Source organism: Cupriavidus sp. Agwp_2 (assembly GCF_040784895.1).
GTDB lineage: Bacteria > Pseudomonadota > Gammaproteobacteria > Burkholderiales > Burkholderiaceae > Cupriavidus.
On the sequence record NZ_CP088083.1, the window covers coordinates 1,899,642 to 1,924,601 of the forward strand.

At 67.5% G+C, this 24,960-nt stretch carries 25 protein-coding genes; 12 read left to right on the top strand and 13 right to left on the bottom strand.

Translation table 11 applies throughout. The annotated features are described in order from the left end of the window. The first annotated feature begins 48 nt into the window (after positions 1 to 48). The 7 genes from LPA45_RS08770 (at position 49) to LPA45_RS08800 (ending at position 6,017) form a co-directional block, all read left to right on the top strand. A complete protein-coding gene (locus LPA45_RS08770) occupies positions 49 to 1,041 on the top strand; it encodes a DctP family TRAP transporter solute-binding subunit (protein WP_317925128.1) in 993 nt (330 codons plus the stop codon). 11 nt (positions 1,042 to 1,052) lie between these two features. Then, positions 1,053 to 1,994, top strand: coding sequence for an amidohydrolase (locus LPA45_RS08775; RefSeq protein WP_317925127.1), 942 nt, complete (start codon positions 1,053 to 1,055; stop codon positions 1,992 to 1,994). A 27-nt stretch (positions 1,995 to 2,021) separates the two neighbouring features. Continuing rightward, positions 2,022 to 2,522 carry a TRAP transporter small permease gene (locus LPA45_RS08780; RefSeq protein ID WP_367394999.1) on the top strand — a complete coding sequence of 167 codons (501 nt, stop codon included), beginning with the start codon at positions 2,022 to 2,024 and terminating at the stop codon, positions 2,520 to 2,522. A 16-nt stretch (positions 2,523 to 2,538) separates the two neighbouring features. Further along, on the top strand, positions 2,539 to 3,816 hold the full coding sequence (locus LPA45_RS08785) for a TRAP transporter large permease subunit (RefSeq protein ID WP_317924661.1): 1,278 nt from the start codon (positions 2,539 to 2,541) through the stop codon (positions 3,814 to 3,816). A gap of 40 nt (positions 3,817 to 3,856) precedes the next feature. Continuing rightward, positions 3,857 to 5,014, top strand: a complete 1,158-nt coding sequence (locus tag LPA45_RS08790; RefSeq protein WP_376790643.1) for an L-lactate dehydrogenase — start codon at positions 3,857 to 3,859, stop codon at positions 5,012 to 5,014. Between the two features lie 55 nt (positions 5,015 to 5,069). Next, complete coding sequence (locus LPA45_RS08795) at positions 5,070 to 5,678, top strand: PPC domain-containing DNA-binding protein (RefSeq protein WP_317924665.1); 609 nt, start codon at positions 5,070 to 5,072, stop codon at positions 5,676 to 5,678. A gap of 87 nt (positions 5,679 to 5,765) precedes the next feature. After that, positions 5,766 to 6,017 (top strand): DUF1289 domain-containing protein, encoded by a 252-nt coding sequence (locus tag LPA45_RS08800; RefSeq protein WP_317924667.1) that lies wholly within the window; start codon positions 5,766 to 5,768, stop codon positions 6,015 to 6,017. Positions 6,018 to 6,052: 35 nt separating this feature from the next. Here the strand turns inward: LPA45_RS08800 and LPA45_RS08805 are convergent, their stop codons facing one another. From LPA45_RS08805 to LPA45_RS08820, 4 genes are all read right to left on the bottom strand, one after another. Beyond that, complete coding sequence (locus LPA45_RS08805) at positions 6,053 to 6,781, bottom strand: MOSC domain-containing protein (RefSeq protein WP_317924669.1); 729 nt, start codon at positions 6,779 to 6,781, stop codon at positions 6,053 to 6,055. Continuing rightward, on the bottom strand, positions 6,778 to 7,485 hold the full coding sequence (locus LPA45_RS08810) for a glutamine amidotransferase (protein ID WP_317924671.1): 708 nt from the start codon (positions 7,483 to 7,485) through the stop codon (positions 6,778 to 6,780). Before LPA45_RS08810 ends, LPA45_RS08805 begins: the two co-directional genes overlap by 4 nt. Before the next feature lie 122 nt (positions 7,486 to 7,607). Then, positions 7,608 to 10,055: a penicillin acylase family protein gene (locus LPA45_RS08815; RefSeq protein WP_317924673.1), complete on the bottom strand. Its 2,448-nt coding sequence runs from the start codon at positions 10,053 to 10,055 to the stop codon at positions 7,608 to 7,610. Positions 10,056 to 10,192: 137 nt separating this feature from the next. Next, complete coding sequence (locus LPA45_RS08820) at positions 10,193 to 11,623, bottom strand: aldehyde dehydrogenase family protein (RefSeq protein ID WP_317924675.1); 1,431 nt, start codon at positions 11,621 to 11,623, stop codon at positions 10,193 to 10,195. A gap of 213 nt (positions 11,624 to 11,836) precedes the next feature. On the opposite strand from LPA45_RS08820, the gene LPA45_RS08825 reads away from it, so the two are divergent. After that, positions 11,837 to 12,457, top strand: a complete 621-nt coding sequence (locus LPA45_RS08825; RefSeq protein ID WP_317924677.1) for a hypothetical protein — start codon at positions 11,837 to 11,839, stop codon at positions 12,455 to 12,457. Positions 12,458 to 12,529: 72 nt separating this feature from the next. On the opposite strand, the gene LPA45_RS08830 is transcribed toward LPA45_RS08825, so the two are convergent. From LPA45_RS08830 to LPA45_RS08855, 6 genes are all read right to left on the bottom strand, one after another. Further along, the gene (locus LPA45_RS08830) at positions 12,530 to 14,152 is read right to left on the bottom strand and encodes an ABC-F family ATPase (RefSeq protein ID WP_367394497.1); all 1,623 of its coding nucleotides are present in this window, start codon (positions 14,150 to 14,152) and stop codon (positions 12,530 to 12,532) included. 292 nt (positions 14,153 to 14,444) lie between these two features. Next, a complete protein-coding gene (ldcA, locus tag LPA45_RS08835) occupies positions 14,445 to 15,404 on the bottom strand; it encodes a muramoyltetrapeptide carboxypeptidase (RefSeq protein WP_317919634.1) in 960 nt (319 codons plus the stop codon). After that, complete coding sequence (gene tadA / locus LPA45_RS08840) at positions 15,401 to 16,015, bottom strand: tRNA adenosine(34) deaminase TadA (protein ID WP_317919632.1); 615 nt, start codon at positions 16,013 to 16,015, stop codon at positions 15,401 to 15,403. The genes ldcA and tadA overlap by 4 nt, the downstream gene beginning before the upstream one ends. Positions 16,016 to 16,023: 8 nt before the next feature. Continuing rightward, a complete protein-coding gene (locus LPA45_RS08845) occupies positions 16,024 to 16,500 on the bottom strand; it encodes a 6-carboxytetrahydropterin synthase (RefSeq protein ID WP_010809539.1) in 477 nt (158 codons plus the stop codon). Positions 16,501 to 16,625: 125 nt separating this feature from the next. Beyond that, positions 16,626 to 17,273, bottom strand: coding sequence for a 7-carboxy-7-deazaguanine synthase (gene queE, locus LPA45_RS08850; protein WP_317919627.1), 648 nt, complete (start codon positions 17,271 to 17,273; stop codon positions 16,626 to 16,628). Positions 17,274 to 17,659: 386 nt separating this feature from the next. Continuing rightward, positions 17,660 to 18,166 (bottom strand): DUF1993 family protein, encoded by a 507-nt coding sequence (locus tag LPA45_RS08855; protein WP_116320679.1) that lies wholly within the window; start codon positions 18,164 to 18,166, stop codon positions 17,660 to 17,662. 240 nt (positions 18,167 to 18,406) lie between these two features. Between LPA45_RS08855 and LPA45_RS08860 the strand changes: the two genes are divergently transcribed. Continuing rightward, on the top strand, positions 18,407 to 18,808 hold the full coding sequence (locus LPA45_RS08860) for a hypothetical protein (RefSeq protein ID WP_317919625.1): 402 nt from the start codon (positions 18,407 to 18,409) through the stop codon (positions 18,806 to 18,808). 14 nt (positions 18,809 to 18,822) lie between these two features. Here the strand turns inward: LPA45_RS08860 and LPA45_RS08865 are convergent, their stop codons facing one another. After that, positions 18,823 to 19,734, bottom strand: a complete 912-nt coding sequence (locus LPA45_RS08865) for a LysR family transcriptional regulator (RefSeq protein ID WP_317919623.1) — start codon at positions 19,732 to 19,734, stop codon at positions 18,823 to 18,825. 116 nt (positions 19,735 to 19,850) lie between these two features. Between LPA45_RS08865 and LPA45_RS08870 the strand changes: the two genes are divergently transcribed. Genes LPA45_RS08870 through LPA45_RS08880 form a run of 3 tightly spaced genes read left to right on the top strand, consistent with a single transcriptional unit; the run spans position 19,851 to position 23,069 of the window. Further along, a complete protein-coding gene (locus LPA45_RS08870) occupies positions 19,851 to 21,035 on the top strand; it encodes an MFS transporter (RefSeq protein WP_317919621.1) in 1,185 nt (394 codons plus the stop codon). 54 nt (positions 21,036 to 21,089) lie between these two features. Continuing rightward, positions 21,090 to 21,893 (top strand): 2,5-didehydrogluconate reductase DkgB, encoded by an 804-nt coding sequence (gene dkgB / locus LPA45_RS08875; RefSeq protein WP_317919620.1) that lies wholly within the window; start codon positions 21,090 to 21,092, stop codon positions 21,891 to 21,893. A gap of 54 nt (positions 21,894 to 21,947) precedes the next feature. After that, positions 21,948 to 23,069, top strand: coding sequence for an alkene reductase (locus tag LPA45_RS08880; RefSeq protein WP_376790644.1), 1,122 nt, complete (start codon positions 21,948 to 21,950; stop codon positions 23,067 to 23,069). A gap of 91 nt (positions 23,070 to 23,160) precedes the next feature. Here the strand turns inward: LPA45_RS08880 and LPA45_RS08885 are convergent, their stop codons facing one another. After that, a complete protein-coding gene (locus LPA45_RS08885; RefSeq protein ID WP_317919617.1) occupies positions 23,161 to 24,258 on the bottom strand; it encodes a metal-dependent hydrolase in 1,098 nt (365 codons plus the stop codon). After that, positions 24,234 to 24,857 (bottom strand): TetR/AcrR family transcriptional regulator, encoded by a 624-nt coding sequence (locus tag LPA45_RS08890; protein WP_317919615.1) that lies wholly within the window; start codon positions 24,855 to 24,857, stop codon positions 24,234 to 24,236. The genes LPA45_RS08885 and LPA45_RS08890 overlap by 25 nt, the downstream gene beginning before the upstream one ends. Positions 24,858 to 24,960 lie beyond the last annotated feature (103 nt).

Sequence of the window (24,960 nt, forward strand, 5' to 3'; positions counted from 1 at the left end):
GAGTCCGGCGCACAACGACCGGGCCGCATGACAAACCCAGGAGACACCATGAAACACGTTATCCCGCATATCGTGCTGGCAGCGCTATTGTCCGTTGCCGGCGTGGCACAGGCACAAGCACAGACACCGGCACCGGTAAAGCTGCGCTTTGCCCATACCGTTCCGGAAAGCGATTCGCAGCACCTGGCCGCGCTCGCCTTCAGCAAGAAGGTCAAGGAGCGCACCCAGGGCGGCGTCGAGATCCAGGTCTTTGCCAACAGCCAGCTCGGCAACGACACCACGCTGGTCACCGGCGTGCGCAGTGGCACCATCGATATCGGCGCCACCGGCAATCCCTTCGTCACGGGCCTGGCGCCACGCCTGAACGTGCTCGACCTGCCCTACCAGTTCGAGGACGGGCCGTCTGCCTACAAGGTGCTGGACGGCCCGGTCGGCCGCTCGCTGCTGGAGGAGCTGGGCGCCCACCGCATCAAGGGCCTGGCCTTCTGGGAGATCGGCTTCCGCAGCCTTGGCAACAACAAGCGCCCGGTCAACAAGGCCGAGGACATCCGCGGCCTGAAGATCCGCACCACGCCCAACCCGTCGCATATCAAGGCCTTCCAGTTGCTGGGCGCGAGCCCGCAGCCGATGCCGTTCGCCGAGGTCTTCGGCGCGCTGGAATCCGGCGCGGTCGACGGCCAGGAGAATCCGCCCACGCTGATGGTCTCGGCCAAGATGTACGAGGTGCAAAAGTACGTATCGATGACGCGCCACGCCTATACCGCGCTGGTGGTGTTGATGAACAAGGCGAAGTTCGACGCGCTCAGGCCCGAGTACCAGAAGGTGCTGCTGGAAGAGGCCGCTGCCGCCGCCACCTACCAGCGCAAGCTCAATGCCGACAACGAGGCCGCGGCGATCGCCACGCTGCGCGCCAGGGGCGTGCAGGTCAACGAGCATCCCGACAATGCCGGCATCCGCAAGGTGGTGCGCGAGGAGACGCGCCAGCTGTTCGTGCAGAAGAACGGCGACGCGGTGCTGCGCGCCATGGACGCCCAGCGTTAGGAGAGCCCGCGATGCCTGCCATGCCCGCTGCCATCGTCGATGCCCACCACCACCTGTGGCGGCTCGGCTCCGCGCGTCATCCCTGGCTGCAGGGAGGGTACGACCCTGCCGCCTTCTTCCTCGGCGATTACGCCACGCTGCGGCAGGACTTCGATCCGGCCGACTACCTGCGCCAATGGGACGGCCTGCCCCTCATCGCCAGCGTCCACGTGGAAGCCGAGCGGCATGCCGAAGAGTCGGTGGCCGAGACCGCGTGGCTGCATCAGGTCCACGCGCGCCACGGCTTTCCCAATGCGGTGGTGGCGCATGCCGACTTCAACAGCGACACGCTGGCGGCACAGCTGCGCGCGCACCAGGCCTTCCCGCTGGTGCGGGGCGTGCGGTGCAAGCCGCGCACCAGCCGGACGGCGGATGGGGCGGATGGCAGCGTGCGTGGCCAGCCCGGCACGCTGCAGGACGCGCGCTGGCTGTCCGGGCTGCAGCGGCTGGCCGGGCATGGCCTGGCGTGGGACCTGCGGGTGCCGTGGTGGCACCTGGAGGAAGCCGCCGAGGCGATCGCGGCGGTGCCCGGCCTTGCCGTGGTGGTGGAACACACCGGCCTGCCGTGGGACCGCACCGAGGCTGGCCTGTCCGGCTGGCGCCGCGGGCTGGCGGCCCTGGCCAGCCTGCCCGGGGTGCACCTGAAGCTGTCCGAGTTCGGCTTGCCGGGCGCGGCATGGGATCGCGCCGGCAACGTCGGCGTCATCCGCCAGGCGCTGGAGATCTTCGGCTGGCAGCGCTGCATGTTCGCCAGCAACCTGCCCGTGTCGGGGCTGCGCGCATCGCTGCATGAAATCGTCAATACCGTCGCCGCCGCGCTGGAAGGCCTGCCCTACACCGCCGCGCAGGCAGTGTGGCACGACAACGCCATGCGCTTTTACCGGATCGGGGCGCCTGTGGCGAGCCTGCGCTGAGTCCCGTCCACCCAGGAGTCCTCAATCATGAACCGTATTACGCTGCGCCTGATCCAGGGCGCGATGGTGGCCATGATGGCCACCATGATCGTGCTGGTCTTTGGCAACGTGGTCCTGCGCTACGTCTTCAATTCCGGCATTGCCTTCTCCGAGGAAGCCTCGCGCTTCGTCTTCATGTGGCTGACGCTGACCGGCGCCCTGCTGGTGATGCATGACAAGGCCCACCTTGGGATGTCCACCGTGGTATCGCGGCTGGGCGAGAACGGGCAGCGTGCCTGCCGCCTGCTCGCCGATGCGGGCGCCCTGGGCTGTTGCCTGCTGCTGGCCCACGGCGCCTGGCAACTGGTGGCGATCGGCATGGACGACCGCGCTCCCGTCACCGGCGTGCCGCTGGGCGTGGTCTATGCCTGCCTGCTGGTATGCAGCGTCGGCATGGCGGCGATGCTGCTGCACGGGCTGTGGCGCCTGGTCAGCGGCCGCATGGCGCAGCATGAACTGGTGCCGCAGTCCGGCGCCTCCGGCGAATAAGCGCAAGGAGCCTGTCATGACCATCTTTGTCTTTGTCGGCTCGCTGCTGGGCGCGATGTCGCTCGGCATGCCCATCGCCTTTGCGCTGCTGGCGTCCGGAGTCGCGCTGATGCTGCACCTGGGCAACTTCGATACGCAGATCCTCGCGCAGAACATGCTGGAGGGCGTCAACAACTATCCGCTGATGGCGGTGCCGTTCTTCATGCTGGCGGGCGAGCTGATGAACGCCGGCGGCCTGTCGCAGCGCATCGTGCGCGTCGCCGACGCAGCGGTCGGACACGTCCGCGGCGGGCTGGGCTACGTGGCGATCATCGCGGCGACTGTGGTGGCCAGCATCTCCGGCTCCGCCGTGGCCGATACCGCCGCGGTCGCCGCGCTGCTGATCCCGATGATGCGCAATGCCGGCTACAACGTGCCGCGCGCGGCGGGACTGATCGCGGCGGGCGGCATCATCGCGCCGGTGATCCCGCCGTCGATCGCCATCGTGGTGTTCGGCGTGGTCGCGCAGGTGTCGATCACCAAGCTGTTCCTCGCCGGCATCGCGCCCGGCGCGATGATGGCGCTGACGCTCGCCGTCACCTGGCACTTCTGCGCACGCAAGGAAAAGCTCGCGCCCACCGAACCCTTCGATGCGCGCCGCCTGGCCAGGGCCGCGCTAGACGGCATCTGGGCTCTGGTGCTGCCGGTGGTGATCATCGGCGGCATGAAGATCGGCGCATTCACGCCGACCGAGGCGGCGGTGGTGGCCGTGGTCTACGCCATGGTGGTCGGCCGCTTCGTCTACGGCGAACTGAAGCTGCGCGCGCTGCCGGAACTGATCGTCAGCGCGGCCAAGACCTCCAGCACGGTGCTGTTCCTGGTGGCCTGCGCGCTGGTGTCGGCATGGCTGATCACCATTGCCAATATCCCGGCGCAGGTGACTGACCTGCTCGAACCCTTCATCGACAACAAGATCCTGCTGATGTTCATCATCATGATCCTGGTGATCGCGGTGGGCACCGCGCTCGACCTGATGCCGACGGTGCTGATCATGACGCCGATCCTGATGCCGGTGATCACCAAGGCGGGCATCGACCCGGTGTATTTCGGCGTGATGTTCGTGCTCAACAATGCCATCGGCCTGCTGACGCCGCCGGTGGGCACGGTGCTCAACGTCGTCGCGGGCACTTCGCGCTGCAGCCTGGACAGCGTGATCGGCGGCGTCTGGCCGTTCCTGCTGAGCCTGACCGCGCTGATGTTCCTGTTCGTGCTGTTCCCGCAGCTGATCCTGGTGCCGGCCGCATGGCTGCATTGAGGCCGCCCGCGTTCCGTCTTTCTTCCTTGCAGGACACATGATGTCATCCATCAACGAGATCGAGGACCTGCGCCGCCTCGCCCGGCAGCGGGTGCCGCGCATGTTCTATGAATACGCCGACTCCGGTTCGTGGACCGAGTCCACGTACCGCGCCAACCAGCGCGAGTTCGGCCATATCCTGCTGCGCCAGCGCGTGGCCGTGGATATCGGCGAGCGCCGCGTCGCCACGCGGATGCTGGACCAGGACGTCGCCATGCCGGTGGCGATCGCCCCGACCGGGCTGGCCGGCATGCAGCACGCCGACGGCGAGATCCTGGCCGCCCGCGCCGCGCGCGATTTCGGCATACCGTTCACGCTGTCCACGGTCAGCATCTGTTCGATCGAGGACGTGGCCGAGGCCACCGGCGGGCATCCGTTCTGGTTCCAGCTCTATGTGATGCGTGACCGCGCCTTCGTCGAACGCCTGATGGACCGCGCCCGCGCCGCGGGCTGCCCCGCGCTGGTACTGACGCTGGACCTGCCAGTCAGTGCGCAACGCCACAAGGACCTGCGCAACGGCCTGTCGGCGCCGCCGCGCCTGACGCCGTGGAACCTGCTCAACATGATGGGCAAGCCGCGCTGGTGCCTGGGCATGCTGGGCACGCGCCGCCGCACCTTCGGCAACATCATCGGCCATGTGCAGGGGGTCGACGACATGACCTCGCTGGCCGACTGGTCGAGCCGCCAGTACGACCCGACGCTGGACTGGGACGACGTGGCGTGGATCCGCCGCCGCTGGCCCGGCAAGCTGGTGCTCAAGGGTATCCAGGATGTCGAGGATGCGCGGCTGGCCTGCCAGTCGGGCGCGGACGCGCTGATCGTGTCCAACCACGGCGGCCGCCAGCTCGACGGCGCGCCGGCATCGATCCGCGCCCTGCCCGCCATCGCCGAAGCCGTGGGCGACCGCATCGAAGTCCATATGGACGGCGGCATCCGCTCCGGGCAGGACGTGCTGAAGGCGGTCGCACTTGGCGCCCGGGGCGTCTATATCGGCCGCCCGATGCTGTACGGACTTGGCGCCATGGGACAGGCCGGCGTGACGCGCGCGCTGGAGATCATCCGCAAGGAACTCGACCTGACCATGGCCTTCTGCGGCCATACCGACATCCGCGCGGTCGGCAGGGACATCCTGCTGCCGCCGCATCCGTCCGCTTCGTAATGTTTTTGCCGTAGCCATAAACCCAACCGCAAACAAACCAGTCAGGAGACCACAGATGATCCTTCGCAAATCCCTGCGCGCCCGCCAGGCGCTCGCCACCCTCGCAGCGGCCACCGCCGTCGGCGCCGTCGCCTTGATTCCCGCGCCAGCCACGGCGCAGCCGGCTCCCTCCGCCGAATGCAAGGCTGCACTGGACGCCCGTGCCCAGAACCCGAACTACCCGCGCGACAGCGTGCCGCGCTACATCAAGACACCCACCGGCTACCTGCTGGTGCTGCGCATGGGCGACAACGTCTTCGAGCAGATCGAGGCCTTTGCCATCTGCGAGAAGGTGCCCAGCGCGAGCCTGTCCGCGATCGGCTTCGCCAACGTCACGTTCGGCTTCTGGGATGCCGGGAAGAAGCAGTTCAACCCGCGCACCTTCCGCAATGTGGAGATGGCCAGCATCGTCGGCAGCCTGGCGTGGAAGGAAGGCAAGCCGTCGATCCATGCGCACGGGGTGGCCGGCGACAGCAGTTTCGACACGTACGGCGGCCATATCCTGTCGATGGAAGTCGGCACCGGATCGCTGGAAGTGACGGTGACGGCCTATCCGCAGCAACTGGAACGCGGCATCGACCCGAAGATCGGCGCGAACGTGCTGGGACTGCGCGATAGCCACTGACAGGCCGCGGGATTGGGCGGTGGGACCGATGGCGGCCGGTCCCACCCCGTATAATGTGCCCCCGTTTCACCGCAACCACTCGTCAACATGCCGCAGTCTCCCGAATCCGCCCCGTTCCGCCCCCAACCGGACACCGGCGCCACGGATTCCACGTTGTCCGATCGTCCGGACAGCCCGTGCATCGGCATCTGCTCCACGCTGTTCGACGAAATCTGCCAGGGCTGCGGGCGCACCGCGGCCGAAGTGAGCAACTGGGTGTTCTTCAGCGACGGGGAAAAGCAGGTGGTGTGGGAGCGCATCACGCGCGAGGGCACGGCCCGCCGCTTCCGCCAGGGCTGAAACGCGCCTTCCCGCATTTTCCCCCGGGAGGCCGCTCAGCCGCCCGCCAGGCGCCGCTCCATGTCTTCGACTTCGTGCCGCTCCAGGCGCTGCCGTGCGAGCTTGCGCCAGCTTTCCGCCAGCGGGGCCAGCCCGGCCATATCGCTGAGCGCGGCATAGTCGAGCCTGTCGACATACAGCACGTGCAGCAGCCGCTGCAGCGGCCATTGCGGGAACGGACGCGCCACCAGCGCCAGCGTATCGCCCGCTTCTACTTCGCCGTCTTCCAGCACGCGGTAGTACCAACCGGTGCGCAGGCTCTGCTGCACCGCGCGTGACATGCCGGGGTAGCCAAAGCGGTGATTGAGCTTGAAGCACGGCTGGCGTGCCTGCGAGACCTCGACCAGCGCCGTGCCGAGCCGGAAACGGTCGCCGATGCAGATATCGGCCTCGGTCAGCCCCTGCGTGCTCAGGTTCTCGCCGAATGCACCGGGTGCATCCAGCACGCCAATGCCGGCCGCGCCCTGTTCCGCCAGTTCGGCACGCCACTCGGGGTAGTGGTCGCGCGGATAGTGATGCAGGGCTTTTTCCGGGCCGCCATGATGGCGCGGATCGCCTTGCTGGTCGCCCTCCAGCCCGAGCGTACCGATGCGCACACGCCCGCTGGCCGCTGATTTGGCGATGCCGCTGGGTACGCCCCTGGGTCCGAACGGCCGCACCCCGCCGACGAGAACGGCATCGATCACGGCCCGTACGGGCGGCACCGGCAATGCCGACGTGCTCATAGTCCTGCCTGCTCCAGCCAGCGGGCAAACATGCGTTCACCTGCCGCCGCCACGCCTGCGCCGACTTCGGCCGTGCGCGCACGGATGGTGCGCGGGTCGATGCCGGCCTTGCCGAGTTCGACGGTATGGCCGATCAGCCAGACTTCGATGTCGCCGGGCAGCACTTCGGGGTGGAATTGCAGCGCCAGTACCTGGTTGCCGATGGCATACGCCTGGTTTGTCACCGCCGTCGTGGATGCCAGCAGTTCGGCACCGGGCGGCAGGTCGAAGGTATCGCCATGCCAGTGCAGCACCTCCCAGTTGGCTGCGGCGAGTTCGCCAAGCGCCGAATCCCGTCCGGCCGGCGTCGGCACGATCGGCGCCCAGCCGATCTCGCGCGTGCCGGGATACACGCGCGCACCGGTGGCACGCGCGATCAGCTGTGCGCCCAGGCAAACCCCGATGATCTTGCCACCGGCGGCCAGCCGCTGGCGGATCAGTGCGATCTCGCCTTCCAGCCATGGGTAGGCATCGGTTTCATAAACCCCGATCGGGCCGCCCAGGATCAGCAGCAGGTCGGCCGGATCATCAACGATGGGCCGCAGGTCGTCGACACCTGCCTGGAATACCCGCAGCGCATGCCCGCGTGCGCGCAGCGCATCGCCGATCACGCCCGCATGCTCGAATGCGAGGTGCTGGATCACATGGGTGGTGCGTGTGGCCATGGGCGACTCCTGCCGGTCAAGAAGGGTACCCATGGTAGCGCCAATGGCGACGCCGCGCGAAAACCACGGCAGGATATCGCCTGTTGGAGCGGTATCCCGGCACGGCATGCCGCCGCGGTGCGCTATTTTGTCGCAGCCGGGACCAGGATCAGGGCTTCGGCCTGCGCGGGTGCCAGCGGCATGGTCACGTATTCCACCGCCGCCCACTTGCCGGTCCATTCCCGATAGCGCGGCAACAACGCGTTGCCGGACTGGCCCGTCGAATCCATGAAGCGCGCGCCCTGCAGGTCCGCCAGGTCGTACAGCGCCCGCACGCTGGCGGCATGGGTATTTTCGAACGGCGCCTTCTCGTCGCGCAGGTTGTGGCGGCCGACGTTGACCGTGTACGTGTCGCCACCGGTCGGCACGCGCAGGTTGAACAGGGGCGACAGGTACGCGACCTTGCCGAACGGCTTGTGCTCGGAGCGGGCCGTATGCGCTTCGCCCCAGCGCCAGCGTTTCGGGTCGTCGCCATAGCGGCGCGACAGGTCGGCGATCGCCTGCGCCCAGGCATCGGCGATCGCGTCGTTGCAGCTTTCCGCGGGGCGCGTATGCGGGCGGTCGCACCAGAACGCGCCGAGCTTGCCGGGATCGCGCAGGATGTTCAGCATCGGCTGCTGCACGTTGCGCTGGTCCCACAGGCGGACAAAGATTGCCTCGCCGACCTTCTCCTCGAACAGCCGCCGCGACAGCTCGCGCAGCCAGGCGGTGACCACCAGCGGCTCGGCCCGATCGGCAGCCATGGTGCCGTCCCACTTGCGCAGCGCATCGAGCAGCGCGCGCTCGCGCTCCGGCCGTGCGGCATCGCCGCTGACCGGTGCGGCCAGCAGCAGCGGCAGGGCATCGCGCACGGCTAGCGACAGCACGTCCTTCTGGATCCCTGCGAAGCTGTCCAGGGTGTGCTTTGGCGTCGCCGCCAGCAAGGCCTGGATGCGGTCATGGCGGTACGGCACCGTCCATTCGCTGGTGATGAAGTACGGATAGTCCGGCGGCACGATGCGCTGGTTGGCCGTCACGATCGCGCCTTCGGGCGGGTTGTAGCGCTGCGGCAGAGCCTCGAACGGGATAAAGCCGGTCCAGTCGTAGCGGGCATCCCATCCCGGCGCGGGCGCCAGGCCCTTGAGGTCATTGTCGGCGCGGCGCAGCGGCACCCGGCCCGGCGCGAAGAAGCCGATATTGCCGTCGACATCGGCGTACACGATGTTCTGCTGGGGCGAATGGAAGTCGCGCAGCGCGGCGGTGAAACTGGCCCAGTCGCGCGCGTCGTTCATCTTCAGGCCGGCCTGGAAGGTGCGGTCGTCCGGACGCAGCGCGGTCCACTGGAACGCGACGACGTAGCGCGCGCCGAGCGGGCCTGCCGCGGCGGCCAGGGGCTCGGCCACGTCGGAGATCACCGGCCCGTGACGCGTGCTGCGGACCTGCAGCGTCACGTCGGGCGCGCCCTTGACGCGGAATGTCTCGGTGCGGGTCTCGAAGGTGGCCCAGCCGTCCGGGGTCTGGTACTGGGTCTCGCTGCCGGGACGCAGCCGTTCGATAAACAGGTCCTGCACGTCCGGCGCGGTATTGGTCAGCCCCCAGGCGATGCGGTCGTTGTGCCCGAGCACCACCACCGGGATGCCGGGCAGCGTGGCGCCGGCCACGTCCAGTCCCGGCGCGGTCATGCGGGCGAAGTACCACAGCGCCGGCGCCTGCAAACCCAGGTGCGGGTCGTTGGCCAGCATTGGCTTGCCCGATTGCGTGCGCGCGCCGGAGACCACCCAGTTGTTCGAGCCCATGCCCTCGACATAGCCCGGCGGCGCCTTGTCGCTGACGCTCGCCATGGCGTTAGCCAGCGGCGCCAACTGCTTGTACAGGTGGCCGTAATCCATGGTGCGCACGGGCTGCTCGCCCGGATATGGCGCCAGCAGTTCGCTGATGCGCTCCACCGGCAGCACTTGCGCCAGGCGCATGCGCAGCGTTTCCTGGTTCCAGTTGCCGCCCAGGTCCCAGGCCATCATGGTCTGCCAGCCCAGCGTATCGGCCGGCTCCCAGCGCTCCGGCTGCGTGCGCAGGATCAGGAATTCAGGCGGCAGCGGTCCCTGGCGATGGTCGATCCACGCATTGACGCCGTCGGCGTATGCCTGCAGCGCAGCCCGCGTCTGCGGCGAAGACTGCGCCAGGATCGCTTCGGCGTTGCGCCGCACGCCCAGCGTGCGCAGGAACTTGTCGGTATCGAGCGCGGACGGGCCCAGGACCTCGGCGAGCCGGCCGGCCACCACGCGCTTGTTCATCTGCATCTGCCAGAGCCGGTCCTGCGCGTGGACATAGCCGAGCGCAAACCAGGCGTCGGCCTTGCTGGCGGCACGGATCTGCGGCACGCCATTGCCATCGCGCACGATGGTGACCTGGCCGTGCAGGCCCGGGAGCGCAACGGTGCCCGATGCGGGCGGCTGCGCCGCCTGCCGATACCAGATCAGGGCCCCTGCCGTGCCGGCTACCGCCAGTACCAGCAGCCATCCCACAAGCTTGGCCAGACGACCGAACCAGCGCATTGTTGCTCCCCTCTTGTCTTTGTCTTTGTCTTTGTCTTTGTCTTTGTCGTTGTGTGGTCCCGGTGACTGCCGCCGCTTCGTTGGCGGCGATGCAAAATGCCCGGACCAGCCGGGCATTTTCACATGTCGCGCAGGCCTCAGGCCGGCTTCTTCAACTGCAGGGCCTTGTATTCGAGGAATTCCTCCAGCCCGTACTTGCCGGCCTCGCGCCCGTTGCCGGACTGCTTGTAGCCGCCGAACGGCGCCTGCATGTTGAACGGCCCGCCGTTGATGTCCACCTGGCCGGTACGGATGCGCCGCGCCACGCGGATCGCGCGGGCCTCGTCGCCCGACCACACGCCGCCGCCGAGTCCGTAGATGCTGTCGTTGGCGATGCGCACCGCCTCTTCCTCGGTGTCATAGCAGATGATCGACAGCACCGGCCCGAAGATCTCCTCCTGGGCCACAGTGGCGCGCGGCTCGACGTTGCCGAGCACGGTCGGCTTGACGAAGAAGCCCTGGTCCAGCCCTTCGGGCACTTCGGGGCCACCGGCCACCAGTTCGGCGCCTTCTTCCAGCCCGCGACGGATATAGCCGGTGACGCGCTCCTTCTGCACGGCGGAAATCAGCGGGCCGAGCCGGGTGGTTTCCTGCAGCGGATCGCCCACGGTAAAGCCGGCCACCACCTTCTGCGCGATCGCCTTGATCTCGTCATAGCGGGCACGCGGCACCAGCATGCGGGTATGCGCCGAACAGGTCTGGCCGGAATTCAGGAAGCAGGCGCTGATGGTGCCCTTGACCGCCGCCGGCAGGTCGGCATCGTCCAGGATCACCGAGGCGGACTTGCCGCCCAGCTCCAGCGCCACGCGCTTGACCGTCTGCGAGGCCAGTTCGGACACGCGCTTGCCGGCGCGGGTGGAACCGGTGAACGACACCATGTCGACCTCCCGATGGCTGGCCAGCACCTCGCCCACCACCGGGCCAAAGCCGGTCACCAGGTTGAACACGCCCGGCGGCAGGCCCGCGGCCTCGATCACCTCGGCCAGCACGAAGGCATTCAGCGGCGCCACTTCCGACGGCTTGAGCACGACAGTGCAGCCCGCGGCCAGTGCCGGCGCAACCTTCAGCGTGATCTGGTTGAGCGGGTAGTTCCACGGCGTGATCGCCGCCACCACGCCAACCGGTTCGCGCACCACCAGCGAATTGCCGACTTCTTCCTCGAAGTGGAAGGTATCCAGCAGCTTGGCGGCCTGTCCCCAGTTGTAGACCGGGCCGCCCACCTGGATCGCGCGCGCCAGCTTGATCGGCATGCCGACTTCGCCGGCGATCAACTGGGCCAGTTCTTCGCTGCGCGCCTTCAGTCCTTCGGCGATCTTGGCGATATAGCCGGCCCGCACCGACGCGGGCGTGGCCGCCCAGCCGTCAAACGCGGCGCGCGCGGCCTGGATGGCGTCTTCAGCGTCGCGCGGCGAGCCTTCCGGGATCGTGCCCATTACCGCTTCGGTGCTGGAATGGATGACGTCGATGGTGCCGGTACCGTGGGGCGCGACCCACTTGCCGTTGATAAACAGTTTGTCTCGTTGTTGCATGGCCACAGTTCTCGGTTGGTGCGGAGTTTGACGGATGGGCAACTGGTTTTTTTTTGTTACTTTTATGGTGCACGCACATTGTAGAGCGGTTTGGAGGCTATGTTTCCAGCCCTGGCAACCCCCGCGCCAGCCGCTCTTTTCAAATGGCGATAATCGGCCGCACCCGCAAACGGGATGCTCGCACGGACGGCCGGCATAACAAGGGAGCGAGACATGGTCGATCCGATCTACCGCAAGACCGACGCGGGACATGACGAGATCAGGACACGCGCGCGCAAGCTGGACCACAAGCTGCGCGCGTTGCTGTTGATGGTCAATGGCGAGCGCCGCGGGCAAGACCTGCTGGCGCAGGTGGCAGGCATGGGCGTGGGACCCGAGGCCATGGACATGTTGGCCGCCGAAGGGCTGGTCGAGCCAGTGCCTGAGGCGGCACCGGCAGCGGCCGCTGTCGCTCCGGAAGCCCCGGCACGCACTTCGGCAACCACGGCGGATACCAACCTGTTTTCGGTGTACGCCATGCGACACGCGCCGGCAGCCGAGCCAGCGGCGATCCCTGACTCGGCGACGCCGACGCAGCCGACGCACTCCGCCGCCGAGATCGACGCCTTCCAGCGCCTGTATCACTTCTACACCGAGGTCATCGGCCAGCACCTGGGCCTGCGCGGCTATATGTTGCAGGTCAAGGTGGAAAAGGCGCAGGACCTTCCAGCGCTGCTGGCCCTGCGAGAGTCACTGCATGCGGCGCTGCTCAGGGCCAAGGGCGAAATCACGGCGCATGCGATCTTGCGTGAACTGGAGACGATCGCACAAGACATCCCCGCGGCAGCCGGCTGAGCGTAAGCCGGCGCGCCAGACAGCAAAAAGGCCGCCTCGGAAGGCGGCCTTTTCCATGGGCATGCGTCAGACTCAGCCGACGATCCCCTGCGACTGCAGGTACTCGTCATACGTACCCAGGTAGTCGGTCAGCGTGCCGTCGGTGCGCACTTCAATGACGCGCGTGGCCAGCCCGTTGATTAGCTCGCGGTCGTGCGAAACGAAGACCAGCGTGCCCGAGAACTTGTCCAGCGCGATCTGCAGCGATTCGATCGACTCCATGTCCATGTGGTTGGTCGGCTCGTCCAGCGCCAGCACGTTGTGGCGGCCCAGCATCAGCTTGCCCCAGATCATGCGGCCCTTCTCGCCACCGGACAGCACCTTGACGTTCTTCTTGATGTCGTCCGCCGAGAACAGCAGCCGGCCCAGCGTGCCGCGCAGCGAGGTCTCGTCGTCGCCGGCCTGCGTCCACTGGCTCATCCAGTCCATCACGTCGCGGTCAGCAGGGAATTCCTCGTAGGTGTCCTGCGGCATGTAGCCGACGTTAGCGTTCTCGGCCCACTTGACCTGGCCGCGGTCGACTTCCACGCCGCGCTGCACGCCGGTCTGCACCGCGCCGCTCAACAGGCTGCGCAGCAGCGTGGTCTTGCCCGCGCCGTTTTCGCCGATGATGGCGACGCGTTCGCCGGCCTGGATCGCCATCGACAGGCTGTTGATGATCTTGCGGTCGTAGCTCTTGGTGACGTTCTCCACCTCGACCGCCAGGTTGTGCAGCTTCTTCTCGAACTCGAAACGGATGAACGGGTTCTGGCGCGACGACGGCTTGATGTCCTCGACCTTGATCTTCTCGATCTGCTTGGCGCGCGAGGTGGCCTGGCGTGCCTTGGACTTGTTGGCCGAGAAGCGGCGCACGAAGTCCTGCAGTTCGCTGATGCGCTCCTTGGCGCGCGCGTTGGCGGCCATCTGGCGCTCGCGGGCCTGCATCGACGCTTCCATGTAGTCGTCGTAGTTGCCCGGGTAGACCTTGAGCGTGCCGTAGTCCATGTCGGCCATGTGCGTGCAGACCGAGTTCAGGAAGTGGCGATCGTGGGAAATGATGATCATGGTGGAGTTGCGCTCGTTGAGCACGGTTTCCAGCCAGCGGATCGTGTTGATGTCCAGGTTGTTGGTCGGTTCGTCCAGCAGCAGCACGTCCGGGTTCGAGAACAGTGCCTGCGCCAGCAGCACGCGCAGCTTCCAGCCCGGCGCGACGTCGCTCATCGGGCCCTGGTGCTGCGCGGTGGGGATGCCCACGCCCAGCAGCAGTTCGCCGGCGCGCGCCTCGGCGGTGTAGCCGTCGTACTCGGCGTACTTGGCCTCCAGCTCGGCGGCCTTCATGTAGTCTTCGTCGGTCGCTTCCGGGTTGGCGTAGATGGCATCGCGCTCCTGCGCGGCGCCCCACATCTCGGTGTGGCCCATCATCACCACGTCCAGCACGCGCATGTCTTCATAGGCGAACTGGTCCTGGCGCAGCTTGCCCAGGCGGATGCCCGGCTCCAGCATGACGTTGCCCGCCGACGACTCGAGGTCGCCGCCCAGGATCTTCATGAAGGTGGACTTGCCGCAGCCGTTCGCGCCGATCAGGCCGTAGCGGTTGCCCTCGCCGAACTTGACCGAGATATTCTCGAACAACGGCTTGGGGCCGAACTGCATGGTGATGTTTGCGGTAGAAAGCACGTCTGGAACCTTGTCTGGAGAATGTAGCGCCGCGGCACCGGCCGCGTTGCGCAGGTTGTTGCACCGGGGTGCACTTCATGCCGTTCAGGGGCCGGCCTTGCCAGGGAGGCATCGCGCCGGCCGGAGCATTCCGGGGCCATGGCTGGCGATGCGGCAGGGGCCGCGCCCGGTTCTTGCGAGAACCCGGCAGGAAGTCAGGAAATAACCGCATAGTCTACCATCCAGATGCATTCCTTGCACCCGGATGCGGCTTGATGTGCGGTGTGGGGCGGTCGCGCCTGGCGTGCGGGGCTCAGGCCGCCGGCGGCAGCACCGGATAGCCGGAAAACGCCATCGAGAACCCATCGGCACGTGCGGCCAGCCGCACCTGTGCGCCCACCGGCAGCGTCAGCTTGCGCGCGCAGTGGCCGAACGGCAGGCCGGTCAGCACCGGCACTGGCAGCTGGTCGCGCAGGTAGGCCACCACGGCTTCCATGTCATAGCCGTTGTCGTAGTCGGTGACGCGATAGTTGGAAAAGTCACCCAGCACGATGGCGCGCTGCGCGTCCAGCACGCCGGCCTGCTGCAGCTGGACGAGCATGCGCTCGACCCGGTACGGCGGCTCGTTGATGTCTTCCAGGAACAGCACCCCGCCCTCGACCCGCGGCATGAAAGGCGTGCCCAGCAGGCTGCACAGCATCGCCAGGTTGCCGCCCCACAGCGTGCCGGCCACCTCGCCGCTGAACGGCTGGCCACCGGACTGGGGCGCCGCCACATCGATCTGGTAGGCCGGATCGCGCAGGATGCCCTCGAAGTGCTCCCACATATACGGATCGACGCTGTCCGCGCCAAAGTCCGCCAGCAGCATCGGTCCGGAAAAGGTGATGCCGCCGGTCGCAGCCAGGTAAGCGAGCTGGAAGGCAGTGAAGTCACTGTGGCCGACGATGGGCGTGGCGCTGGCACGCGCCTGTTCGGCAATGCGGGCAAAGTCCACTTGCGCCAGCAGCCGCGCAATACCGTAGCCGCCACGCACTGCCAGCGTCAGCTCATGCGGCACGCCGGTGCCGATGGCATGCAGGTCGGCCAGCCGCTCCGTGTCGGTGCCGCCGAAGCGCAGGTAGCGCCGGGCCAGCACGTCCGGGTTGGTGGTGTGATAGCCGTGCTGCTTGAGCCAGGCAACGCCGCGCGCCGCGACGGCGACGTCGTGCGGATAGCCGGACGAGGCGATCAGTCGGACTTCGGTATGCGGCGGCCTGTTGTTCGGCGTACTCATGTGTCGGTGGTGTCGGTGGCGTTGTTCTGACCGGGAGGGGTTGGGCAGGTGCAGCCCGGTTCAGTTCCGCCAGCGTCGCGCGCGGCCTTCTGCGCGCGTCGGCGGGCACCGAAGAAATCCTTCAGCATCTGGCCGCAGGTATCGGCCAGCACCCCGCCGGCGATGGTGGTCTGGTGGTTGAGCTGCGCATGCTCGAACAGGTTGAGCACGCTGCCGGCGGCGCCAGTCTTGGGATCGGTGGCGCCGAACACCACGTGGCGCAGCCGCGCATGCAGGATCGCACCGCTGCACATCGCGCAAGGTTCCAGCGTCACGTACAGCTCGCACTCGGGCATGCGGTAGTTGCCGATCACCTGCGCGGCGGCGCGCAGCGCCTGCATTTCGGCATGCGCGGAGGGATCGACCGAGCGGATCGGCAGGTTGTGGCCGCGCGCGATGATGGTGTCGTTCCAGACCACCACGGCGCCGACCGGCACTTCGCCGGCAGCCTCGGCCAGGCGCGCTTCGTCCAGCGCGGCGCGCATATAGTGCGCATCGCGCGCGGCGGCCTCGGCCGGATCGTCGGGCAGCGCGCGCGGGGCGCGCAGCGGCAGCGGCGGCGTCTCTGGCATCGGCTGGCTCAGTCTTGCGCCGGCAGCACCGCCGGGGCGCTGACTTCGGCCCAGCAATTGGGGGTCTCGAACAGCACCAGCCTGGTCAGTTGCAGGTGGTGGCCGAAACAGTCCTTGAACACCGGCGCCAGGATGTCGAAGGCGACCTGGGCCAGGTTCTCGACGGTGGGGATCGCATCCAGCACCACGGTCTTGTGCCCTTCCATCGATTGCAGGAAGTTCAGCAGCGCGGTGTCGCCACGGTAGATCAGGAAGGCGTGGTCCCACTTGTTGACCAGGTGCTCGTTGGCGAGCGCCTTGATGTCGCCGAAGTCCAGGATCATGCCGTCATCCGAGGCACCTTCGCGATGCAGCACCTCGCCCGACAGCGTCAGGTCAAGGCGATAGCGGTGGCCATGGATGTTGCGGCACTGGCCGCAGTGGTTCGGGATGCGGTGGCCGGAGTCGAACTCCAGCCGGCGGGTAATGGAAACTTGTTTGCTCATGTGTAGCGGCGCCGTGCCGGCCGCCTGCGTTGGACGGGCGCCGCGCGTGCGCCCGAAGCCTCTATTGTGTACGTTTGCCGCGGGTTGGGCAAAACCCGGGACAACACCCAGGGCAAAAGCCGCGCTCAGCGGATGCCCAGCAGCTTATGGGTCTGCAGCGACAGCCGCCAGCGCGGATGGCGCTGGCAGAAGTCCACCGCGGCGGCGGTATTTTCACGCTGCAGCGGGCCGTCCATGGGCTGCACCAGGAAATGCTGGAAATCAAGCTGCTCGTATGCGACAAAATCCTGGTCCGCTTGCGGGATCACGACCTTGAGCTCGTCCCCGCGCCTGACCACCAGTTCGGAACCCATCTTGGGGCTCACGCAAACCCAGTCAATGCCGGGCGGCACGGCGATGGTGCCGTTGGTCTCGATGGCGATCTCGAAGCCCTGCGCATGCAGCGCATCGATCAGCGGTGCATCAAGCTGCAGCAGCGGCTCGCCACCGGTGCACACCACCAGCGGCTTGCCCAGCGGCTTGCCACCAGCGCCCTGCGGCCATTCCGAGGCGACCACCGCGGCCAGTTCCTCGGCAGTACGGTACTTGCCGCCGCGCGTGCCATCGGTGCCGACGAAGTCCGTGTCGCAGAACTGGCACACGGCGCTGGCCCGGTCCTCTTCGCGGCCGCTCCACAGGTTGCAGCCGGCAAAGCGGCAGAACACCGCGGCGCGGCCGGCGTTGGCGCCCTCGCCCTGCAGCGTATAGAAGATTTCCTTGACGGCGTATGTCATGCGTGGGGTCTCTCTGGGACCGTAAACGGATTTTCGGCAGCCTTCGGGCTGGCCGGGTGTCTTGGTATGGTTGGGCAAGGCCAGGGGCCAGTCATGGCGGATCGCTCGGATGCATTCGGCGGGACCGATGCCACCCCAGGCGGCGCACGATCGTGGCCATCGCTGGCAGCGCGGGCGGGGAGCACCGGGTTTCCCGTGCCGGGCTCCGGGCACTGCCGGAGGATCCGCCCTGTGGCCTGTCGCAGGCTGCGTCCGGCCGCTCCGGACGCGGTTCGGACAACGGACAAGTATACCAGAGGGCTAAGGGTTTTCGATTAGTGCCGGCATGGCGGCCGGCGTGAGGACCGGCGTGACGCGTGCGCCGCCCGCCGGCTTGCCGCGTCGCCTTACCTGAGCCCCAGGTAGTCGCGCTTGCCGATCTGCACGCCCTTGTGGCGCAGGATGTCGTAGGCCGTGGTCACGTGGAAATAGAAGTTGGGCAACGCAAACCCGAGCAGGTACGACTTGCCGTCGAACGTCACCGGCCCCTGCCGCAGTTTCAGCTCGATCACGCGCTTTTCGCTGCCCTCGAGCTGCGCCGGCGTGACCTGCTCCAGGAACACGATGGTGCGCGCGATCCGGTCCTGCAGTTCGGCGAAGGTGGTTTCGGTGTCGGCGAACGACGGCACCTCGATCCCCGCCAGCCGCGCCGCGCACCCCTTGGCCGCGTCGCTGGCGCGCTGGATCTGCGCCGACAATGGATCCATGTCGGCGATCAGCCGGGTCTGGATCAGGTCGGCCGGGTCCATGCCCTGCGCCTGCGCGTGCGCCGCGCCCTTGTCGAGGACCGCGGCAAGGTTGCCGAGCGCGCGGATAAACGGCGGGATCGATACGTCGTACATCGAGAGTGCCATGGAGTCTCCTGGTGAGGCTTGTGTTGTCGTGGTCGTTGAGGGTCGGCCTGGGCAGCCTGCCGCGAGCATAGAACGGATCGGCCTTTGCCGCAGAAAGCCTCCGCATTCTTGCAGCCAGTGCCGGCGTCCCTTGCCGCATCCGAGGGCAACACAACAGTGTCAGCGCCGCGGGCCGGCAACCTGATTTAACATATCCGGCCATCGCCCCGGATTCCGCCGGGGCCACCGCCGCGCCCCCACATGAATGCGCCGTTCCCCCTTCGCGAGGAGTGCCCGCCAGGCGCCTGCATCTGCGGGCGCGAAGCGCTTATGAGTGACCCCAACGCCGACCTGCGCGTGCTACGGCTCACCCGCCAGGAAGAAAAGCGCCTGGTCGAACGGCTCGAGAACCTCACCAGCCTGGCCGAGCTACGCCGCATGGAGGGCCTGATGCAGGCCCAGCTTGGCATCGTGCTGACCATCACCCCCAGCGCGCGTGGCGTGAAGACGGTGCGCGGCATCAATATCCAGGTGCAGGAACAGCCGGGCCTGTGCCGCAAGATCCGCCAGTCCATTCCCGCGGCGATCCGGCGCAGCATGGAACAGCACCCCGAGATCGCCTATGCGATCGTCGACGCGCACGACCTGCTGGGCGGGATCTGAAGGATCGCGACGCCCTACTCGTCAAACGGCCGCCTGCCCAGCGCCTCGACCACATGGTCGACAAAGCAGGTGATGCGCGAAGCGAGCGTAGTGTTCCGGTAGTAAACCGCGTTGATCGGCTGGCGCATATCCAGCGACTGCGCGCCGAACAGCGGCACCAGCCGCCCGCTGCGCCGATCGTCTCGCGTCATGAAATCCGACAGGCATACGATGCCGAGCCCCGCCAGCGCCAGATGGCGCAGGGTTTCGCCGCTGGACGAGGCGATCGTCGGCTTGATATGCACCGCATCGCCGCGCTCGCCACGCTCGTCGCGCAGCGGCCAGTCGTTAAGCGACTCAGGCTGGGTGAAGCCGAGCAGCGCGTGCCCGGCCAGGTCGCCCGGCGTTGCCGGCGTGCCATGCCGCTGCACGTAAGCCGGGCTGGCCAGCACGCGCACGCGGCTGCTGCCGATCGGACGCGCATGCAGCGTCGAGTCCTTCAGCGCGCCAATGCGGAAGGCCACGTCGGTCCGCTTCTCGATCAGGTCGATGATGCCCTCGTTCGAATTCAGCTCCAGTTCCACCTGCGGATAGCGGGCACGGAAGCCATCCACCAGCGGCACGATCACATGCAGCATGAACGGCGTGGCGGCATCGACACGCAGACGCCCCACGGGCTGCATCCGGCGCGCCGCCATCTGCTCTTCCGCGGCGTCCACCGAGGCAAGGATGGCGCGGGCCTGCTCCAGGAACGCAGCGCCTTCCTCCGTCAGCTCCAGCCGGCGTGTGGTGCGCCTTAGCAGCGTGGTCTGCAGCTTTTCCTCCAGCCGGCCCAGGGTACGGCTGGCCGCCGAGATGGTCAGCCCGAGGTGGTCGGCTGCCGCCGTGATCGAGCCGGTGTCGACGACCGCGACGAACGCCTGCATTTCATCGAGGGTGGTCTTCATTGTTGATTTCAAATCAAATGTATTTGGCTTATACACGGCTTTTTCTGCAAATGTAAAGCCGTCACACTGCGATCCATTCCCTGTCCACCCGTTCAAACGCAACCCGGATCGCAGACATGCCCCTCGCACTGCTCGCCCTGACCCTGGCGGCCTTCGCCATCGGCACCACGGAATTCGTCATCGTCGGCCTGATTCCGACTATCGCGGCTGACCTTGGCGTCACTTTGCCGTCGGCCGGCCTGCTGGTCAGCCTGTATGCGCTGAGCGTCGCCATCGGCGCCCCGCTGCTGACCGCGCTCACCGGCCGGTTGCCGCGCAAGCCGCTGCTGGTCGGGCTGATGGCGCTGTTCACCGTTGGCAACCTGGTCGCCTGGCAGGCGCCCGGCTACGACACGCTGATCGTGGCGCGCGTACTGACCGGGCTGGCACACGGCGTGTTCTTTTCGGTCGGTTCGATCATCGCCACCGGGCTGGTGCCGCGCGACAAGGCCGCCAGTGCCATCGCCACCATGTTCAGCGGCATGACAGTGGCCTTCGTCACCGGCATTCCTCTCGGCACCTTCATTGGCCAGCACTTCGGCTGGCATGCCACCTTCCTTGCCGTGTCGGCGTTCGGCGTGGTGGCGCTGGTTGGTGCACTCGTGTTCGTGCCCAGCAAGATCCCGCACACCCCGCCGGCACCGCTGCTGCGGCAGGCCCGCGTGCTGCTGCAACCGCGCCTGCTGCTGGTCTACGCCATGACGGCGGTCGGCTATGGCGGCTCGCTGATCGCCTTCACGTTCCTGGCGCCGATCCTGCAGGACATCGCCGGCTTCCAGCCGGACATGGTCGGCCTGGTGTTGCTGGCCTACGGCATCTCGGTCGCGGCGGGCAATGTCTGGGGCGGGCGCCTGGCCGACCGCAAGGGCGCGGTCAGCGCGCTGAAGACGATCTTCCTGCTGCTGGCGGCGGTACTGCTGGTGCTGACCTTCACCGCGCCGAACAAATGGCTGGTGGTGTTGACCGTGCTGGCCTGGGGCGCCGTGGCCTTCGGCAACGTGCCTGGCCTGCAGGTGTACGTGGTGCAGCAGGCCGAGAAGGTCGCGCCCGACGCCATCGACGTCGCCGCCGGCTTCAACATCGCCGCGTTCAACCTCGGCGTGGCCGGCGGCGCCTGGGGCGGCGCGCTGGTGGTCGGCCACCTGGGCCTGGCGCATACGCCGTGGATCGCCGCGCTGGTGACACTGGCGGCGTTCGGTCTGACCGTGCTGTCCGGTTACCTGGACAAGCAGGCGCCGATGGCACAACCGGCCGCGGCCTGAGCCAATCCATCTGAATCCTGAATTGTCCCATCCTCTGAACCAAGGAGTCATTCCATGAGCATCCCTTCCTTCGGCGTCGGCACGTTCCGCCTGACCGGCCAGACCGTGATCGATTCGGTGCGCACCGCGCTGGACCTCGGCTATCGTGCCATCGACACCGCGCAGATCTACGGCAATGAAGCCGACGTCGGCCAGGCCATCGCCGAGAGCGGCGTGCCGCGCGGCGATCTGTTCGTCACCACCAAGATCTGGGTGGAAAACTACGCCGCCGACAAGCTGGTGCCCAGCCTGCGCGACAGCCTGGCCAAGCTGCGCACCGACTATGTCGACCTGACGCTGATCCACTGGCCGGCGCCGGGCAACGGCGTCGCGCTGCCCGAGTACATGGCCGCGCTGGCCGAGGCCAAGGCACTGGGGCTGACGCGCCAGATCGGCATCTCGAACTTCAATATCGATTTGACGCGGCAGGCCATCGCCGCGGTCGGCAAGGATGCCATTGCCACCAACCAGATCGAACTCAGCCCGTATCTGCAGAACCGCAAGCTGACTGCGTTCCTGAAGGACCAGGGCATCGCCGTGACCTCGTACATGACGCTGGCTTACGGCAAGGTGCTGAACGACCCGGTCATCGCCGAGATCGCACGCAAGCACGACGCCACGCCGGCACAGGCGGTGCTGGCCTGGGCGCTGCAGCTTGGCTATGCGGTCATCCCGTCGTCAACGAAGCGAGAGAACCTCGCCAGCAACCTGCTGGCCCGCGACCTGCGCCTGGAGGAAACCGACATGCTGAAGATCGCTGCGCTCGAACGCAACGGCCGTGAAGTGAGCCCCGAGGGCCTGGCCCCGGTGTGGGACTGACGGCGCCAACCCTTGATTCCGCCGGTGCCGCGGCACTGGCGATGGAGACCCATGATGACTGACCAAACCGCATTCGATCCCCTGTTCCAGCCGCTGCCCCTCGGCGGCCTGGCCCTGCCCAACCGTATCGTGATGCCACCGATGACGCGTTCGCGGGCCAGCCAGCCTGGCGACGTCCCGAACGCGCTGATGGCCGAGTACTATGCGCAGCGCGCCGGCGCCGGCCTGATCGTCAGCGAAGGCACGTGGATCTCGCCGCTCGGCAAAGGCTATGCGTGGACACCCGGCATCCACACCGACGAGCAGATCGCAGGGTGGCGCAAGGTCACCGAGGCCGTGCATGCCGCGGGCGGGCGCATCTTCGCGCAGTTGTGGCATGTGGGCCGCCTCAGCCACAGCAGCCTGCTTGGCGGGCAATCGCCAGTATCGTCGTCTGCGCTGCAAGCTGAAGGCGTCAACGTGTTTATCGCCGACAACGACGGCCGCCCCGGATTCGTCCAGGCATCGAAGCCGCGCGCGCTCAGCGTGGAAGAGATCCGGGAAATCCTCGGGCAGTACCGGCAGGCGGCGCGCAATGCGATGGCGGCAGGCTTCGATGGCGTCGAGCTGCACGCCGCCAACGGCTACCTGGTCAACCAGTTCATCGACTCCGGGGCCAATGACCGCACCGATGCCTATGGCGGCTCGCTGCCAAACCGCCTGCGCTTCCTCGACGAGGTGACGCGCGCGCTGATCGCGGGCACTGGCGACAGGCAGCGCGTGGGCATCAGGCTGGCACCGCTGACCACGCTTAATGGCTGCGTCGACGCGGATCCGGAGACCACCTACACCGCCGCCGCGAAACTGCTCGGCGAGATCGGCATCGGCTACCTGCACATCGCCGAAGCGGACTGGGACGACGCGCCGCACATGCCGGTCGCGTTCAAGCAGCAACTACGCGCGGCCTTTCCCGGCGTGCTGATCTACGCCGGCAAGTACACCGGCGAACGCGCGCGCACGGCTTTGGATGAAGGCTGGGCCGACATGGTCGCCTTCGGCAGGCCATTCGTCGCGAACCCCGATCTGCCTGAGCGCCTGCGGCACGGCGCACCGCTCAACATGCATGACCGCGACACGCTGTTCGGCGGCGATGCGCGCGGGTTGACCGACTATCCCACGCTGGCTGCGGCTGCCTGAGCGTCTCAACGCAACTGTCAAGTCATGACAGGGGTTGACAGGTTCTGGTGGCGCCCCGGTGCGCCAATCGCCGCGCTGCAGCGGCGCCATGCTAGTCGAGGCGCTGGCGCTGGTCCTGGCTGAAATAGGCAAGCCGGTACAACCCCCATGGTGCCTGCGCACGGTCGCGGCAATAGCCATAGCGGAAGATGTCTTCCACCGCGGGCAGGTCATAGCGCAGGTCGGTGAACCAGACGCAGGCGGCCGTTTCGCCCGGCGGCGGTGTTGCCGGCATCGCGGTCATGGCGGAAATGGCCGGATAGACTGCAAACCGCCTGAAATCGGCAAAGTCCGGCCGCGCCCAGAGCTGCCATGCGAGCGCCCGCTCAGCCCGCGCCTGCGGCAGCTGCGGCCGCTGCGTCCACGCGATGCGCGCGGGCGGCACATAGGCCCTGGCCATCGCGGGCAGGCGCCCCAGCACCCGCCATGGCGGCACCCATGCAGAATGCCCGGCCAGGTTGACGTGGGCAACATGGTAGTCCGTCCCTGCGCGGGCGATCAGCTTCCAGTTGAATGGAGAAAACGGCTGGGGGAGCGCGTTTACGCCCTGCGCCCGGATACCGGCAGCATGCAAGGATTCGTTCGCCAGTTCCAGCGCACGTTGCCTGAGCACGCCCTGGACGCCGACATAGGCGCACAGCAGCACCATGCTCGCCAGCGCTGCCCGTGCACGCCGCTGCAGCGGCAGGCAAAGTGCCAGGCCCAGGCCAGACACCACGATACCGCTCAGCAGCGGATCGAACAGGAAGGTGGTGCCGAGGCTGAAGCGCCGTTCGGAGCCGGGATAGAAGATGCGGGTGCCATAGACGGTGATTAGGTCCAGCGCGATGTGGCTGGCCACGCCGAGGCAACTGACGGCGAGCGCTTCGCGCCAGGCCTGGCGCCGGCGCGTCACCAGGCAGAACAGTCCGGCAAGCAATGCGCCCCAGGCTGGAAGCAGCAGCAGCGAATGCGTCGGCCCCTGATGCCACTGGGCCAGGAAACGCAGCGGATGGACCAGGAAGCCCAGGAAATCAGTATCCGGAAAGGCTCCGGCGGCAGCGCCAAGCAGCAGTCGATCGCAAGTGCGGAGGCGCCGGCCGGGAGCCTCGTCCATGGGGACGGCCAGCGCAACCTGCGCGCCCATCAAGGCGTGGGTGATCGTGTCCATCCGGGCCGGGCTCCGGTGTCGCCAGGACGGCGCAAGGCCAGGCGCTCGGCGCAGCGCAGCTGCCGATCGAGCCAGGCCCGCGTGCGGCCGGCATCGGGTGAATGGTCGCGCAGCCAGCAGCCGAAAGTTGAGAGGAAGATGCCGGTCAGCACGACCTCCCCCACTTCGCGGCGCCAGCCGGATTCTGGCAGGCGGGCAGCTTCCCGCAGCCACTGCACGGTGCGGCTGATATGCAGCAGGCCCTGCACCTGCAGATGCACGTGCTCCGGCTGCAGCTTGTAGCGCAGCATCTGGGCAGTGAGTCGCCGGTGCGGGGCCAGCGCCTCCAGCCAGGCGAGGATGGCCTGCTCCAGCCGCTCGCGGTGGGACAGGGCACCCCAGCCTTCACGCGCGGACGCGCGCACCAGCGCAAGGTCCGCGCGCTCGAACCACGCTTCGGCCAGGTCGTCCTTCTGCCGGTAATGCCGATGGATCTCGTCCAGGCCGATGCCCATCTCGTCGGCGACATCATGCAGATGCAGGGCGTCCCAGCCGCTGCGCTCGCCGAGCATCACAGCGGCCTCCAGGATCCGGCCGGCCAGGGCTGCATTGTCGTTCATGGCTTTGCCATCCTCGGGAATGCGTCTCCACGCTACTTTCCAGCATAGAAAGGCAGCGCGCATCCGGGCGCCGATTTCTGCGCCATGTGCGCGATGCTGCCGA

Coding starts and splice junctions, on each gene's coding strand:
- LPA45_RS08770 (WP_317925128.1), top strand. CDS start 49: ATGAAACACGTTATCCCGCATATCGTGCTGGCAGCGCTATTGTCCGTT.
- LPA45_RS08775 (WP_317925127.1), top strand. CDS start 1,053: ATGCCTGCCATGCCCGCTGCCATCGTCGATGCCCACCACCACCTGTGG.
- LPA45_RS08780 (WP_367394999.1), top strand. CDS start 2,022: ATGAACCGTATTACGCTGCGCCTGATCCAGGGCGCGATGGTGGCCATG.
- LPA45_RS08785 (WP_317924661.1), top strand. CDS start 2,539: ATGACCATCTTTGTCTTTGTCGGCTCGCTGCTGGGCGCGATGTCGCTC.
- LPA45_RS08790 (WP_376790643.1), top strand. CDS start 3,857: ATGTCATCCATCAACGAGATCGAGGACCTGCGCCGCCTCGCCCGGCAG.
- LPA45_RS08795 (WP_317924665.1), top strand. CDS start 5,070: ATGATCCTTCGCAAATCCCTGCGCGCCCGCCAGGCGCTCGCCACCCTC.
- LPA45_RS08800 (WP_317924667.1), top strand. CDS start 5,766: ATGCCGCAGTCTCCCGAATCCGCCCCGTTCCGCCCCCAACCGGACACC.
- LPA45_RS08805 (WP_317924669.1), bottom strand. CDS start 6,781: ATGAGCACGTCGGCATTGCCGGTGCCGCCCGTACGGGCCGTGATCGAT.
- LPA45_RS08810 (WP_317924671.1), bottom strand. CDS start 7,485: ATGGCCACACGCACCACCCATGTGATCCAGCACCTCGCATTCGAGCAT.
- LPA45_RS08815 (WP_317924673.1), bottom strand. CDS start 10,055: ATGCGCTGGTTCGGTCGTCTGGCCAAGCTTGTGGGATGGCTGCTGGTA.
- LPA45_RS08820 (WP_317924675.1), bottom strand. CDS start 11,623: ATGCAACAACGAGACAAACTGTTTATCAACGGCAAGTGGGTCGCGCCC.
- LPA45_RS08825 (WP_317924677.1), top strand. CDS start 11,837: ATGGTCGATCCGATCTACCGCAAGACCGACGCGGGACATGACGAGATC.
- ldcA (WP_317919634.1), bottom strand. CDS start 15,404: ATGAGTACGCCGAACAACAGGCCGCCGCATACCGAAGTCCGACTGATC.
- tadA (WP_317919632.1), bottom strand. CDS start 16,015: ATGCCAGAGACGCCGCCGCTGCCGCTGCGCGCCCCGCGCGCGCTGCCC.
- LPA45_RS08845 (WP_010809539.1), bottom strand. CDS start 16,500: ATGAGCAAACAAGTTTCCATTACCCGCCGGCTGGAGTTCGACTCCGGC.
- queE (WP_317919627.1), bottom strand. CDS start 17,273: ATGACATACGCCGTCAAGGAAATCTTCTATACGCTGCAGGGCGAGGGC.
- LPA45_RS08855 (WP_116320679.1), bottom strand. CDS start 18,166: ATGGCACTCTCGATGTACGACGTATCGATCCCGCCGTTTATCCGCGCG.
- LPA45_RS08860 (WP_317919625.1), top strand. CDS start 18,407: ATGAATGCGCCGTTCCCCCTTCGCGAGGAGTGCCCGCCAGGCGCCTGC.
- LPA45_RS08865 (WP_317919623.1), bottom strand. CDS start 19,734: ATGAAGACCACCCTCGATGAAATGCAGGCGTTCGTCGCGGTCGTCGAC.
- LPA45_RS08870 (WP_317919621.1), top strand. CDS start 19,851: ATGCCCCTCGCACTGCTCGCCCTGACCCTGGCGGCCTTCGCCATCGGC.
- dkgB (WP_317919620.1), top strand. CDS start 21,090: ATGAGCATCCCTTCCTTCGGCGTCGGCACGTTCCGCCTGACCGGCCAG.
- LPA45_RS08880 (WP_376790644.1), top strand. CDS start 21,948: ATGACTGACCAAACCGCATTCGATCCCCTGTTCCAGCCGCTGCCCCTC.
- LPA45_RS08885 (WP_317919617.1), bottom strand. CDS start 24,258: ATGGACACGATCACCCACGCCTTGATGGGCGCGCAGGTTGCGCTGGCC.
- LPA45_RS08890 (WP_317919615.1), bottom strand. CDS start 24,857: ATGAACGACAATGCAGCCCTGGCCGGCCGGATCCTGGAGGCCGCTGTG.